The sequence below is a fragment of the Andreprevotia sp. IGB-42 genome (assembly GCF_009848685.1).
GTDB lineage: Bacteria > Pseudomonadota > Gammaproteobacteria > Burkholderiales > Chitinibacteraceae > Andreprevotia.
In genome coordinates, this window is record NZ_WXTX01000021.1 from 1 (window position 1) to 13,116 (window position 13,116).

Genomic DNA, 13,116 nt, shown 5'->3' on the forward strand with positions numbered 1-13,116 from the left:
TGCTTGATTTGCGCGTTCTCGGTGCGGCCGTTGCGCTGGGTCGGCACCGGCATCAGCGTGGCGTCGATGATCTGGCCGCAGCGGGCCAGATAACCGTGAGCTTGAAGCTGGCGGTTCACTTCATCAAACAGTGCCGCACCCAGGCCGGCCTGAACCAGCTTCTCGCGGAAGGTCCAGACGGTATTGCGATCCGGCACCTTGCCGCTGTCCTTGATGCCCAGGAAACGCTGGAAGCTGCTGCGGTCAAGCACCTGATATTCGCGCTGTTCATCCGACAAGTTGAAGAGCTGCTGGATGACCAGCAGCCGCACCATCAGTTCGGTGGGATACGGTGGGCGACCGCCGAAGTAGCGATGCGGCCGTGGCAGTGCCCGATCTACCGCGCCAGCCAGTGCAGTGAAATCGACATGCTGGTTGAGCGATTCGAGCGGATCGCCCAGCTTGGAGCGCTTGGCTTCGCGTTCTTCGTTGGCAAACAGGCTGGGCATGGTGGATGTTCAGGTCTGAGGGTGGATGGCAAGATCATGCCAGAGGGGGAGGTTTTTGGAAGTCCCCTGTACGCGCGCCTTCTGCCCATTCGCTGTGCGTAAGCACTTCCTCTCAACATTTCAAATTCATGAAATCTTCATGTGCCGATGTTATAGCTATGCCCATCCTGCACCCGTATGACAGCGCGCTTAAACAGCAACGGCAAGGTAGTGTGTGGACTGCAAACACGCGCCCTCGCACAGCCGGCTTGTTACCTTGCGCCATGCGGCGCCGCGGGCAGCGCATAACAAGGAGCTCAGTTTGGAATTACGCAAGATCATCGGTCCTGGCTTGGCTGTGCTGGTGGGCATCGGGCTCGTGGGCGGGCTGGTTTTTTCGGCGTTCAACAAGCAGCAGCATGATCGCATCCAGGCGGATGCCGATAGCGTGGTCACGGTGCGTGGCCTGGTGGGGTCAGAGAAAGAAGCGTTCTACCGCGATACGCGTGTGGTGGCGGCTTTCAAGCGGCTGGGGCTGGCGGTGGTGGTGGAAAAAGCCGGCTCGCGCGAGATCGTGGCGCGGCCCGATCTGAAGAGCTTCGATTTCGGCCACCCGGCCGGGGCACCCGCGGCGCTCAAGCTGCAGCAGGCGGTCAAGGCCAACCGCGTATTTACGCCGTTCTATACACCGATGGCGGTGGCGTCGTGGCGCGCGCTGGTGCCGGTGCTGGAGGCGAATGGCCTCGTCAAGCAGCGCGCAGGCGCTTACTACATCATCGATCTCACACGCCTGTTGCAGATGATTGCCAGCGGCACGCGCTGGCGCGAGCTGAAAGACAATAGCGTGTACGACACCGGCCGCGCGGTGCTGATTTCCAGTACCGATGTGCGCAAATCCAATTCTGCCGCCATGTACCTGGCGCTGGCGTCGTACCTGCTCAATGACAGCAACGTGGTGCAGTCGGATGAGGAAATCCGCAAGGTGCTCCCCATCGCCAGCGGCCTGTTCCTGAAGCAGGGCTTCCAGGAGGCCAGTTCGGCCGGGCCATTTGAAGATTATGTGAGCATGGGCATCGGCAAGGCGCCGCTGGTGATGGTGTACGAGGCACAGTTTCTGGAATACCAGTCCAAGCTGCCGCAGCTGAATGCCGACATGGTGCTGCTCTACCCGCAGCCCACGGTGTTCACCAAGCATGTGCTGGTGCCGCTGACCCCCAAGGGCGTGCGCGTGGGCGAGGCATTGGTGAACGACCACGAGCTGCAGCGGCTGGCTGCCGAATATGGCTACCGCGGCGCGGATACCGCCCACTTCCAGTCCTTCCTCATGCAGAAGAAGCTGTTTGCCCCTGCCAGCCTGGTCGATGTGATCGACCCGCCCAGCTATGAAACGCTGGAAAAAATGATCGAAGCCATAGCGGTGAAGTTCCAATGAACGCGCCTGCCAGCACCATACCCAGATACCCGGAGCAAGTACGATGAGCGAAATCCTGACCGCCCCAGAACCCCTGGTGCTGACCGCGCCAGAGCCGGTTGTGGCCGTGTTGCCTGCGCAGGCGCCAGAGATGGCACCCATTCCGGCCGAGCTGAAAGCACGCGTGGATGACCAGGTGAGCCGCTTTGTGGATGCGCTGGTCAGCGAGGATGTGAACAGCGATGGCTTCCGCCAGAAGCTGGATGCCGCGTTCCATTTGGGGCGGGAAGAAATCTCCATGGCCGCCAACCTGATGACCGGCCGCTTCATGGAGCGCAACTTCGTAGGGGTGGAGGATTCCACCGCCTTCCAGGCCATCGGCAAGCTGCGCAACCAGCTGGATGAACTCAATCCGGGCAAGCAGGGCGATCTGCTGTCGCAGAACAAGCTGCTGGGGCTGATTCCGTTTGGCAGCAAGCTCAAATCCTACTTCCGCAAATTCCAGTCTGCCGGCAGCCAGCTCGATAGCGCGCTGCAGCAGGTATACGCAGCGCGCGACGACATGAGCCGCGACATTGCCGAGATCGAATCGGTAAAGCAGAAGCTGTGGGACGGCATGCAGAAGCTCAACAGCGCCATCCACTTTGCGCGCGAGCTCGATACCCGGCTGGCCGGGCAGGTGGAAGGGCTGAAAGCCACTGATCCCAACCGCGCCCGCGCGCTGGAGCAAGAGGTGCTGTTCTACGCCCGCCAGAACCTGGCAGACATGCAGACGCAGATGGCGGTATGCGTGAACGGCTATCTGGCGATGGAAGTGCTGAAGAAAACCGGCCGCGAAATGGCCAACGGCTGCAGCCGCGTTGCTACCACCGGCATGTCCGCCCTGGCGGTGGCCACCACCGTGGCGCGCGCCACCGGCAACCAGATTGAGGTGATGAACATGCTGCAGGGGGTGTCCAGCACCGTGGGCGACCTGATCGAGCAAAGCGGCAAGGCACTCAATACGCACGTGCAGCAGACCGGTGAATTTGCCAGCAACCCGCTGATCGGCGTGGAGCGTTTGCAGTCGATGTTCGACCAGACCTTTGCCGCCATGGATGCCATGGACAAGTTCCGTTCGGACGCCATCGTGGTGATGGGCAAGAACAACGAGCTGATCCGCCTGCAGGTGGAGCGGGCAGAGGCCTACGTGGAGCGCGCGCGCGGCGAAACCGTGCGGGCCGCGCTGGGCGGCAACGATGCGCTGAGTGGCCCGGTAAAGCTCTGATCGAGGAATGCACATGCACTGGCATCGTTACCTGCTGGCCCTGGCCTGCGTACTGGCCCTGGCGGGCTGCGACAAGGCCGCACCCGATGCCGCCGCCGACGCGGCACAGGCGCCGGCCGCGTTGACCATCCTGGCCGGGTCCGAACTGAAAGACATCGAACCGCTGCTGCCCGATCTGGAAAAGGCCACCGGCCTGCATGTGCAGCTGAAGTACGCCGGCACGCTGGATGTGGTGGAGCAATTGCAGGACGGCGTGGCCTACGATTTTGCATGGATCGCCAACAACAAGTACGCGATGCTCAATCCGCCCGCGCGTGAGCGCATCAAGGCCAGCGAGCGCACCATGATCTCGCCGGTGGTGCTGGGGGTGAAAGCCGCCAAGGCCAAGGCACTGGGCTGGGATGACCCGGCCAGGTCGCCCACCTGGGCAGAGATCGCCCGCCGCGCCGGTACTGGCGATTTCCGCTTTGCCATGACTAACCCGGCCAGCTCCAATACCGGGTTCTCCGCCGTGCTGGGGCTGGCAGCCGCAGTGGCCGGCAAAGGCGACGCGCTGGAAGCACAGGATATCGACAAGAAAGCCCTCACCGCGTTCGCCCGTGCCCAGGGCCTGACAGCGGGATCATCCGGCTGGCTGGCCGAGGCCTACCTGCGCGAGCAGGACAAACTCGATGGCATCGTCAATTACGCATCGGTGCTGCACGGGCTGAACCAGGGCGGCAAGCTGCACGAGCCGCTGGTGCTGGTCTACCCCAAGGATGGCGTGATCACCGCAGACTACCCGTTCATGCTGATCAACCCGGCCAGGCGCGCCGAGTACGACAAGCTGGTGGCCTACCTGAAGGGCGATGCATTCCAGAAAGCCATGGCCGCCGCTACCTTCCGCCAGCCCATCAACCCGGCGGTGGCATCGGTATTGCCGCGCCGTGATTATTTCGAGCTGGCGTTCCCGGCCAAGCTGGCGGTGGTGGATGGCCTGCTGGATGCCTATCTGAACGAATTCCGCCGCCCGGCCGATTCCACCTTCGTGGTGGACATCAGCGGTTCGATGAACACCGGCGGGCGGATCGAGCAACTGCGCACCGCGCTGCAGGCGCTGGCCGGCGAGGATGCCACGCTGTCTGGCCGCTTCAGCCGCTTCCGCGAGCGCGAGAACATCAGCATGCTGACTTTCTCCAATGAAGTGCATGCCCGCCAGCGCTGGGCGTTGGGTACTGATCGCCAGGCCAATGGCAAAACGCTGGCCGATATCAGCGCCTTTGCGCACCAGCTGCAAACCCAGGGCGGCACCGCCATCTACAGCGCGGTGCGCGATGGCTACGAGGCTGCACTGGCACGCCAGGCCAAGGCGCCGGATCGCGTTTACTCGCTGGTGCTGATGACCGATGGCGAGAACAATGCCGGCCTGTCCATCAGCCAGTTCCGCGAGTGGTTTGCCAGCCTTCCGCCCGAGCAGCGCCGCATCCGCATCTTTGCGGTGCAGTTTGGCGAAGCCAAGCGGGACGAGCTGGAAGCGCTGACCGAGCCCAGCGGCGGCCGCGTGTTCGATGGCAGCAAATCCGGCCTGAAAGCTGCGTTCAAGGAAATCCGGGGCTACCAGTAATGGCAGGGTTGTCGCTTTCTACCCGGCTGGCGCTGTTTTTCTACGGCATGCCCAATATCGTGGGCAGCCTGTGCGCACTGGTGGTGCTGGCGCTGTATTTTGGCGGGGTGATTGCCGCATGGTGGTTTCCGCTGACCGTGGCCGCCTATGTGTTCGGCTGGTTGGCCACGCCGACACGCGGGCGTTTTGAAGCCAGCCTGATCGAGCGCATGAGCCTGATCGATGCGCTGGATGCACTGCTGGCCAGCGCCGGCAGCAAGTTACCTGCCGAGGCCACCACCTTGCTGGCCGCGATACGCAGCAAGGTGGTGGATCTGCTGCCCAGGCTGGATGAAGCCGGCTTTCCCACCCAGGCGCGCATCGAGCTGGGCAACGCCATCCGCCGTGATCTGCCGCATACCGTGGCCAATTACGTGGCATTGCCCAGCGGTTTTGCCAGCCTGCACCCGGTGCGCGCCGGCAAAACCGCCAGGCAGCTGTTGATCGAGCAACTGGCGCTGCTCGATAGCGAGATCGGCAGCATCGCCAATGATGTATTCGGCGAAGACGCCGACAAGCTCGCCGCCCACGGCGACTACCTGCGCGGCAAGTTCCAGCCGGTGAACTTTCTGGAAAGCTGATGCCGTAAGCCGCCTTGTATTGGGGCATCCCTGTCAGCGCTTCGATCCGCCGTGGGGAGGCTGCCGCATGGCCATGCGTTGCATCGATCCTACAGCGCCAGTTGATTGGCATGCATTACACCAGTGCTACGCGGGATACTTGCGCTTCCTATTGCCTGACGCCGCTGGCGCGTTGCGGGCAAGATATCCGTCAATATGGAATGCAGGCATGGATCAGAATATCTACAAACCCACTCAGGCCAACCTGGAAGAAACACCGGCTACTGGCGCCAATGCGCCGGCGCTGTGGAACCCGGACGCCGTCGGCAACTGGTGTCTGCTGTTTTCACCTGTTTTTGGCGCTACGCTCTCGCTGAAAAACTGGATTGCCATCGGTGATCAGCAACAGATCGCATCCGCCAAGGGATGGCTGATTGCGAGCATCGTGGTCTTTGTATTGGGGTTGTTTTTTCCGCCCTTCATGCTGATTTACCTCATTGTCTGGTACCTCGCCGCTAACCGGCCGCAGGCAAAATTCATACAACAACAATGGGGCAAAGCCTATCCGCGCAAATCCTGGGGCGCTCCACTGGGTATTGCGTTCGGCATTCTGGTTTCGATCTGGATGGCGTTTTTTGGTCTGGCATTGCTGTTGGGTGCTGCGCATTGGTAAAGGCAGCACCAGCAACGTCCGGCTTTCATGGCGAGCTTGAGCCGCCATGTATCGTGCTGATTTGCAGTAGCGAATATGAAAAGGTCCACGCGCCCCTGTTGCGGGAAATCTTTGCCAGCCAACCCATACTCTTTTACGCAGTGGGGCCGGGTTGTGAATCCTGGGAAGACGCGATGGATTGGCTCTGTGTAGCGTTGGATTACACTGGCGAAGTGCCGGGTGCATTTGTCGTGACCACCTGCCACCCGGATGAAGCGCTGGATGAAGCCATCGAGTTTGCCGGCCGATGGGCGCAGTTGGCTGAGCCGCCGGGTCTATTGAAAGTGATGCATCAAAACAGGTGTCTGAACCTGCGCGAGTGCATAGCGCTGGGCCGGTTCCGCGCCCATGAAAAATTCAAATCCTTGTTATCCAGAACATCATGAAGATTCTGATCGCGATCATTTCCACGGCCTTGTTGTTGATTTGCAGTGCGCATGCATTTGCACAAGAAATCAAGGTGGGCAACTATGCCTTTTCCTTGCCGGGTGGGTGGTCTGAAGAAATGCAGGCGCAAAAACTGCTGTATACCCGGCAAACTGCCGATGTTGATCAGCAGCGGCAATTGGTGGTGTCCCATTTTTCCAGCCAGGGGCCAATAGCCGATGGCAGGTTGATGGCGGCGTCAATGAGCTATCTGTCCGAGCTGAACAAGGCATTGCCGCCGTTGGAGCAGCAGCATGATTTTACCTACCATGATCTGCCCGGCGGTTTGCCCTATGCACTGATTGCCTATCAGGCGCCGGACCGGCATGTATTGCTTGGTTTGCTGGTGGGTAGCAGCCGGGGCATTTTATTGATGACCTATGAAGGGCAGGGCGCCGTTCCCGCGCTGGAAAAAGAACTGGACCGGATCATGCAGTCGATCCAGCTCAGCGCGCCGGCAGCGTCCACGAAACCCTGATCCGGCCTTCGCGGACAATCATCCAGCACATATCGGGGGAACATTGACACACGATTCCGATCCATTTGCACCTGATCTCGATCAGTTTGCCACTGATTTCGACCAGTTTTCTCCGCCATCATCGCAGCCGCAGCCACAACTGGAGCCGCAGCCGCAGCCGCAGCCGCAGCCGCAGCCACAGCCACAGCCACAGCCAGAAATGGAAAAAAATGATGTGGCGTATCTGGAGCGTGCAACTCAGGCGGAGATTGATCAAAGATTCCACAACATGCCTTTCTGGGCTCCGAAGCAGATTGCATTGTTGAGCTTTTTCTTTACGCCGATTTTCGGGGCAATGCTGTACCTGAAAAATGCGCAGACAATCGGGGACGCGTATTTCATCAATGCGGCCTGGCGTGGATTATTGACTGCGCTGATTGGCGCTGTATTGTGCATGTTCATACCGGGGCTCTATCTGGTGTTCTATGCAGTCTGGTTTTTTACCTCCGGCAAAGAGCAAATGAACCTGGTCGATGAGGTATGGGGGGACAAATTCGTTCACAAACCTTGGGGTAAGCCGATAGGCATTGCTTGTGGTATTTTCCTGGCGCTGATGGGCATTGCGTATTTCACTCGCATTTACCAGATTGATTGGGGCGCATTGTTCCGCTCGGTGGTTTCCGGATAGCGTTGATCATGCTGGTTCACGCAGCGGGGACGCCGATGATGGGCTCCATTGTGTGGCCGCCATTGCTTTGGAACGCTCTGCCCTGAGCCTGAGCTTGCAGTACCCGCCGCCCTTGGTGCCGGGCGACATGATCGTCATCACCGCACCGTCATCCGGTGTGCGCGTGGCTTTGCATCCGCGCCTCGATTGCGCCATTGCCGCGCTGCGCCAGCGTGGGTTCCGCGTGGTGGAGGGGGCGTATTTGCGCCAGCTACATCAATCCACCAGCGCACCGGCTGCCGCGCTTGCCTCAGCGCTGATGCAGTTTCTGCTAGATCCGGACATTGCCGCGGTGATACCGCCATGGGATGGCGAGCGGGCAATGGATTTGCTGCCGCTGCCCGATTTCCAGCTGCTGGCGCAATATCCTGCCAAGTGGTTTTGCGGGTTTTCCGATCTGAGCGTTGCAGTTGCCACTGATCACGCTGGCAGGCTGGCCCACGCTGCATGGCCTCAATCTGATGGATCTGGACGCCACCGGAGCACACAGCCTGCGGTCGCCATATTGGCTGGCAGCGATGATGCGGCTGTCACATCGCCTGGTTACATTTTGCCTATCCCCTCCGTGCCCGGCCGACCATGCCCACTGCACCGCCATTCCCCACGCTGCTTACCGACAGACTGGTACTGCGCGAGATCGTTGCCAGCGATGCGCCGGCGCTGCTGGCCATCCATGGCGATGCCGCGCAGATGCGCTGGTTTGGCGCGATACCGCTGCCCGGCATTACGGCGGCAGAGCAACTGGTGCACACCTTTGCCAGCTGGCGCCTGCTGCCCAATCCGGGCACACGCTGGGGCATACAGCCCCTGGGGAGCGATACCCTGATCGGCAGCTGCGGCCTGTTCAACTGGAATCGGGCCTGGCACAAGTGCACGGTGGGCTATGAGCTGGGCGCCGCCGCGCAGGGGCAGGGCTATATGCGGGAGGCGTTGCGCGCTGCATTGCGCTGGGGCTTTGCGCACATGGCGCTCAACCGCATCGAGGCGCAGATCCATCCGGCCAACCTGCCGTCGCTGAAGCTGGCGCAAGCGTTGGGTTTTGCCACTGAGGGCTGCTTGCGTGAAGGCGGATACTGGAATGACCAGTATCACGATCTGCTGCAGCTGGCGCTGCTGCGCAGCGATGAGCTCCGCGGTAATGCCATGAAAATGGCTTTACCGCAGAGCATATTACTCGGGATGCAATGATGGGCTGGCAGTAAAACGGGGGCGCTGGATCTGCAAGCCGGCGCTTTGCTCGAAACGATTCGCACACAGGTGGCAAATGCTTGTTGCCCGAAGCCAACTCATTCAACCAGCAAAAGCAGGTAAGTACCTGCACTGGTCTTTTTTGCATAGAGAACCTGTTTTTTTGTTTCGTTATTCCACGTATATGGAAATGCGCAAAGTACGATGTTTCCATCGATACCCGTCGCAGTGGTCTTGATAGCCAGTGCATTGCCAAATTTTTTCTTCAAGCCACTCTCTATCGGCCTGCGCAACAAACCGCAAACCTCCTGGGCAATTGGCGGGTTTGGCAGCCTGGTAATGTTCTTTTCCATTTCTTCAAGACGTGCAGCCGGACGTTGTTCATTTCGGCCATATATCCCCGACTTGCCGTCATCGTCAATATGGGAATACTGATGGCCATATTTCTTTATGAATGCTTCTGGATCCATATCTGCAGCGGTAGCCCCGGCAGTCATGGTGGCAAGCAGCAGCACGAAGGATGCACGGGAGAAAACGGAGTTCATCGGGTTCCTGAATGGTTGGGCGTTATAGCGCGTATATCCGCATGGGGCGACAAAAAAATTTGCCCATGGTGAACGCGTGACTGGCATCTTGGCTTGCATGGTAGCAGAGGCTGCATCCATGGCAAGCACGCTCGTAGCGCCGGTAACGATAGGCATTGCTCCTGCGTGGTCACGACAGCAATTTACCTCCGTAGGGTAATCGTATGTAAAGTGTACTTTACATTTTGATCAGATGCAGCTAATGTAAAGCACACTTTACATCAGGTTGCTAAACATGGCTTCTGCGCGCTATCTGCTCAAGATCATTGCAACACTCATTCTGCTGGTGGCGCTGTGCACCGCAACCATTGCTGCACCGCCGGATACCCGCGCCGCAGCCGCATGGCTGTTGCTTGCGCTACTGGTGTTGCTGGCCTTGCTGCCGCTGGCGCGCTGGCTGCTGGGCCGGGCGGATGAGCTGCAGCAGCTTATCAATGCACGCAGCTGCATGGCGGGTTTTGCCTTGCTGGCAGTGGGCTCGGCGGGGGTAGGACTGTTGCAGGCGCAGGGCTGGTTGCCGCTGTTCAACCAGCTGTGGACAGCGCTGGCGGCACTCGCGCTGTGGGGCGTCGGCTTGATGCTGGCAGATCGCCCGTTCCACCGGGAGGATGCACAATGACTGTCCTCGTAACGGGTGCTGCCGGCTATCTGGCATCGTGGATCGTGCGTTTGTTGCTGGAGGCCGGTGTGCAGGTGCACGGCAGCGTGCGTGATCTGGATGATGCCGCCAAGCTGGCGCATCTGCATGCATTGCAGCAGGCGTTTCCCGGCCAGCTGCAGCTGTTCGTTGCCGATCTGCTGAACGAAGGCAGTTTTCTGCCAGCACTGCACGGCTGTGAGATCGTCATCCACACCGCATCGCCTTATTTCTTGCGACCCACCGTGCAGCCCGTGCAGCAGCTGGTAGATCCGGCCGTACAGGGCACGCGGCAATTGCTGGCAGCGGTGAACCAGGTAGCCAGCGTGCGCAAGGTGGTGCTGACCAGCAGCATCGTCACGCTGTTCAACGACGCGTGTGACCACGCCGGCCCGCTCACCGAGGCCCATCACAACAATCGCTGCACGCTGCGCGATCAGCCGTATGCATATGCCAAGACCCGGGCAGAGGAATGCGCGGTGGGAATGGCCGCCGCGCAGCAGCGCTGGCAACTGATCACGCTGCACCCCGGCGCCATTTTCGGCCCGTCGCTATCGCGGCGTATCGACGCCACCAGCGTGGGCATGTTGCTGCAGTTTCTGGATGGCGCCTTCCGCAGCGGCGTGCCACGGCTGACGCTGGCGGTGGTGGACGTGCGCGATGTGGCAATGGCGCATGTGCGCGCTGCGCTGCAACCGGTGCCTGCCGGCAAGTACCTGCTGGTGGGGCAAAGCCTGACCCTGCTCGAGATCAGCCGCCTGCTGCAGGCGGTGGATGGCAGGAAGCCGGGCCGGTTGCCCACGCGGGAGCTGCCCAAGGCGTTGCTGTGGCTCTTGGCCCCGCTGATCGGCATGACGCGCCGCTATGTGAAGCGCAATGTGGGCTATCCGCTGCAGTTCGACAACCGTCATGCGCGCACGGCGCTGGGCATCCAGTACCGGCCGGCACAAACCACCCTGAACGATCATGTGCGGCAACTGCTGCTGGATGGCCTGTGGGTGCCGCAATGAAGAATTGCGTGAAGGCAATGCGCCAGCAACGGCAGCTTACCCAGCAAGACCTGGCAACGCATCTGGGGGTAAGCCGGCAAACCGTCATCTCCATCGAATCGGGCCAGTACGATCCCAGCCTGCCACTGGCTTTCAAGCTGGCGCGTTTGTTCGAAGTGAAAATCGAAGAGATCTTCACGCCTGATATAAGCTGAAGGCCCCCTCCAAGGCAAGCACATGCGCCCATTCCTGCCCGATTCATCACCGTGGCAAACGCCATTCGCGACAGCACATCTTGCCCGCAGCGGGCTGGCGCTTGCAATGGCGGCCATGCATGGCCGGGTGGCAAGCATGCTGCTTGGCGGGCTGATGGCCTGCGCTGCAATGTGGGGTGATCCCGCCAAGGCCGCGCCAGTGCCAGACCCCGCCCACTATCCGGCCAGCCCGCTATATACCGGCAAGATTGCCGCACCGGTGCTCGATAGCCCGTTCACCCGCATGTACCGCACGCGCATCCGCCTTGGCGCTGCGGCTGGCCCCAATTTTGCCGGCCATTACACGGTGGTGGCGTGGGGCTGCGGCATGGATGCGTACATGTTTGTGGTGGTGGATGCGATCACCGGCAAGGTGTACCGGCCCCCGGTGGGCTGCATGGCATTGGCAGGCGGATTCGATTTGCCGCTACCCGGTTTTGCCGCAGAGGCCAACCCCGGCTACCGGCCGGACAGCACGCTGCTGCTGACCATCGGCGTGGAAGACGGGCCGGACAGCAACCCGGATGACCGGGCTGCCACCATCTACCACTTCGAGCGGGGCCACTTCAAACGGATTTACCGCAAGCCGGCGTTGCTGCCTTAACCGGATGCGCGGCACCGGCAGCAACAAAGTGGCCAGTGCCCGGCCATATCAAGCGCAGCCTGCCTGCCCATGCTCGATGGCCAATGCCAGCCGCTCCAGCCCGATGGCAAAACCGGCGCCCTCGGCATAGGCGCCGCCGCCGGCCACCTGCTTCTGCGCGCCCAGTACCGGGCAGCGGATTTCAAAGCCTTCACCGCCCAGGTAATAGCTCAATCCGCGCCGGGTGCGCGCATCCGTTTCGTAATCCACGCCCAGCGTATCCATGAAGCGCTGGCACAGCTGCAAGCTGAATGCGCTGGCACGGGCGGGGTCTGGCCCCAGGTATTCAAAGCCCAACTGGGTGAATTCGCGGTAGCGCCCGGCTTGTGGACGCTCGTAGCGGTAGCAGCGGGCAATGTAGAAAAACAGCCGCTCTCTGGCGCCGCCCAGCAACACGCTTGCGCGCTCCTGGAAGATGGCCGTGGCCTCCGGGATCAGGCAGCAGGCGCGGCCTTTCTTGTCTGCAAATGCCCACATCTGGCCGATGATCTCGCTGCCGCCGGCCTTGTTGATGAAGGTATCCTGCTGCCACAGCGCAGGCAGGATGGCTTCTTCGGCGCCAGCTTCAATGAAGGCAGCTCCGGAAGCGGGCCTCCAGATCACGTAGCCGGGCGGCCTGCGGGCCGGTATAGATTTGTGTGCCTCTGATCATGGTCATGCTTGTTGCTCCAAGGGTGGATTTGCCTGTTTCGCAGGCAACAAAAAAGGCGCCGATGGGCGCCTGTGAATTGCTGCAGCTGGTGTGCCCGGTGGGGCTATGAACCAGTACGCTGAGCGAGCAAAACCACGGCGCAGCAGGGTGAGCCGTGGTGGTGATGCAGGTTCAGGAATGCGGTAGTCATGCAGCCAGTGTGGCATGGCCCGTCTGCGCGGGTCAATGCCGCGCTGGTGTGGTCAGGCGTGGGTATCGATCAGCGTGCCCAGCATCTCGTCGGCGGCCTTGACCACCTTGGCGGCAATCTGGAAACCATCCTTGGCGGCCAGCGTACCCACCATGCTGCTGGCCAGATCATCTGTCGCCGTGGTGCCGCCCAGCTGGCTGGCACTGGCTACCCGCGCAGCGGACATATCCATGGCGCGCTGGTAGTTCTGCATGCCGGCGAAGCCCGCGCCGAGTGCGGAGAGTGACATGGCATCCCCATTCAGGATTGA

General features: G+C 61.0%; 17 protein-coding genes and 1 pseudogene. 14 read left to right on the plus strand and 4 right to left on the minus strand.

Annotation, left to right across the window (positions count from 1 at the left end; translation table 11 throughout):
* A partial coding sequence (locus IGB42_RS20450) for a transposase (protein WP_174764245.1) occupies nt 1-488 on the minus strand: 488 nt, incomplete at its 3' end.
* A 301-nt stretch (nt 489-789) separates the two neighbouring features.
* Here IGB42_RS20450 and IGB42_RS20455 point away from each other — a divergent pair.
* The 10 genes and pseudogenes from IGB42_RS20455 to IGB42_RS20500 all read left to right on the plus strand — a co-directional run bounded on the left by IGB42_RS20455 (nt 790) and on the right by IGB42_RS20500 (nt 8,857).
* Nucleotides 790-1,899 (plus strand): hypothetical protein, encoded by a 1,110-nt coding sequence (locus IGB42_RS20455; RefSeq protein ID WP_159675225.1) that lies wholly within the window; start codon nt 790-792, stop codon nt 1,897-1,899.
* A gap of 43 nt (nt 1,900-1,942) precedes the next feature.
* On the plus strand, nt 1,943-3,145 hold the full coding sequence (locus IGB42_RS20460; protein ID WP_201800035.1) for a toxic anion resistance protein: 1,203 nt from the start codon (nt 1,943-1,945) through the stop codon (nt 3,143-3,145).
* Nucleotides 3,146-3,158: 13 nt separating this feature from the next.
* Nucleotides 3,159-4,748: a substrate-binding and VWA domain-containing protein gene (locus IGB42_RS20465; protein ID WP_159675227.1), complete on the plus strand. Its 1,590-nt coding sequence runs from the start codon at nt 3,159-3,161 to the stop codon at nt 4,746-4,748.
* Nucleotides 4,748-5,368, plus strand: a complete 621-nt coding sequence (locus IGB42_RS20470) for a hypothetical protein (RefSeq protein WP_159675229.1) — start codon at nt 4,748-4,750, stop codon at nt 5,366-5,368. Before IGB42_RS20465 ends, IGB42_RS20470 begins: the two co-directional genes overlap by 1 nt.
* A 67-nt stretch (nt 5,369-5,435) precedes the next feature.
* Complete coding sequence (locus tag IGB42_RS20475; RefSeq protein WP_159675231.1) at nt 5,436-6,020, plus strand: hypothetical protein; 585 nt, start codon at nt 5,436-5,438, stop codon at nt 6,018-6,020.
* Entirely contained in the window at nt 6,014-6,445 is a 432-nt protein-coding gene (locus IGB42_RS20480) for a hypothetical protein (RefSeq protein ID WP_159675233.1), read from the plus strand. Before IGB42_RS20475 ends, IGB42_RS20480 begins: the two co-directional genes overlap by 7 nt.
* Nucleotides 6,442-6,963 (plus strand): hypothetical protein, encoded by a 522-nt coding sequence (locus IGB42_RS20485; protein WP_159675235.1) that lies wholly within the window; start codon nt 6,442-6,444, stop codon nt 6,961-6,963. The genes IGB42_RS20480 and IGB42_RS20485 overlap by 4 nt, the downstream gene beginning before the upstream one ends.
* A 43-nt stretch (nt 6,964-7,006) precedes the next feature.
* The gene (locus tag IGB42_RS20490) at nt 7,007-7,630 is read left to right on the plus strand and encodes a hypothetical protein (RefSeq protein ID WP_159675237.1); all 624 of its coding nucleotides are present in this window, start codon (nt 7,007-7,009) and stop codon (nt 7,628-7,630) included.
* 127 nt (nt 7,631-7,757) lie between these two features.
* Nucleotides 7,758-8,069 (plus strand): annotated as a pseudogene (locus IGB42_RS22720) (LD-carboxypeptidase); the annotation flags it as partial.
* 179 nt (nt 8,070-8,248) lie between these two features.
* Complete coding sequence (locus tag IGB42_RS20500) at nt 8,249-8,857, plus strand: GNAT family N-acetyltransferase (protein WP_159675241.1); 609 nt, start codon at nt 8,249-8,251, stop codon at nt 8,855-8,857.
* Between the two features lie 98 nt (nt 8,858-8,955).
* On the opposite strand, the gene IGB42_RS20505 is transcribed toward IGB42_RS20500, so the two are convergent.
* A complete protein-coding gene (locus tag IGB42_RS20505) occupies nt 8,956-9,558 on the minus strand; it encodes a hypothetical protein (protein ID WP_159675243.1) in 603 nt (200 codons plus the stop codon).
* Between the two features lie 118 nt (nt 9,559-9,676).
* Here IGB42_RS20505 and IGB42_RS20510 point away from each other — a divergent pair, with 118 nt between their 5' ends.
* The 4 genes from IGB42_RS20510 to IGB42_RS20525 are packed head-to-tail and all read left to right on the plus strand — an operon-like array spanning nt 9,677 to nt 11,925.
* The gene (locus IGB42_RS20510; protein WP_159675245.1) at nt 9,677-10,060 is read left to right on the plus strand and encodes a hypothetical protein; all 384 of its coding nucleotides are present in this window, start codon (nt 9,677-9,679) and stop codon (nt 10,058-10,060) included.
* Entirely contained in the window at nt 10,057-11,088 is a 1,032-nt protein-coding gene (locus IGB42_RS20515) for an NAD-dependent epimerase/dehydratase family protein (RefSeq protein ID WP_159675247.1), read from the plus strand. The genes IGB42_RS20510 and IGB42_RS20515 overlap by 4 nt, the downstream gene beginning before the upstream one ends.
* Nucleotides 11,085-11,282 carry a helix-turn-helix transcriptional regulator gene (locus IGB42_RS20520; RefSeq protein ID WP_159675249.1) on the plus strand — a complete coding sequence of 66 codons (198 nt, stop codon included), beginning with the start codon at nt 11,085-11,087 and terminating at the stop codon, nt 11,280-11,282. Before IGB42_RS20515 ends, IGB42_RS20520 begins: the two co-directional genes overlap by 4 nt.
* A gap of 22 nt (nt 11,283-11,304) precedes the next feature.
* A complete protein-coding gene (locus tag IGB42_RS20525; protein ID WP_159675251.1) occupies nt 11,305-11,925 on the plus strand; it encodes a hypothetical protein in 621 nt (206 codons plus the stop codon).
* A 48-nt stretch (nt 11,926-11,973) separates the two neighbouring features.
* Here the strand turns inward: IGB42_RS20525 and IGB42_RS20530 are convergent, their stop codons facing one another.
* Together IGB42_RS20530 and IGB42_RS20535 are read right to left on the minus strand one after the other, a co-directional pair.
* Nucleotides 11,974-12,567 (minus strand): ATP phosphoribosyltransferase regulatory subunit, encoded by a 594-nt coding sequence (locus tag IGB42_RS20530; protein ID WP_159675253.1) that lies wholly within the window; start codon nt 12,565-12,567, stop codon nt 11,974-11,976.
* 291 nt (nt 12,568-12,858) lie between these two features.
* Nucleotides 12,859-13,095, minus strand: a complete 237-nt coding sequence (locus IGB42_RS20535) for a flagellar basal body rod C-terminal domain-containing protein (protein ID WP_159675255.1) — start codon at nt 13,093-13,095, stop codon at nt 12,859-12,861.
* Nucleotides 13,096-13,116 lie beyond the last annotated feature (21 nt).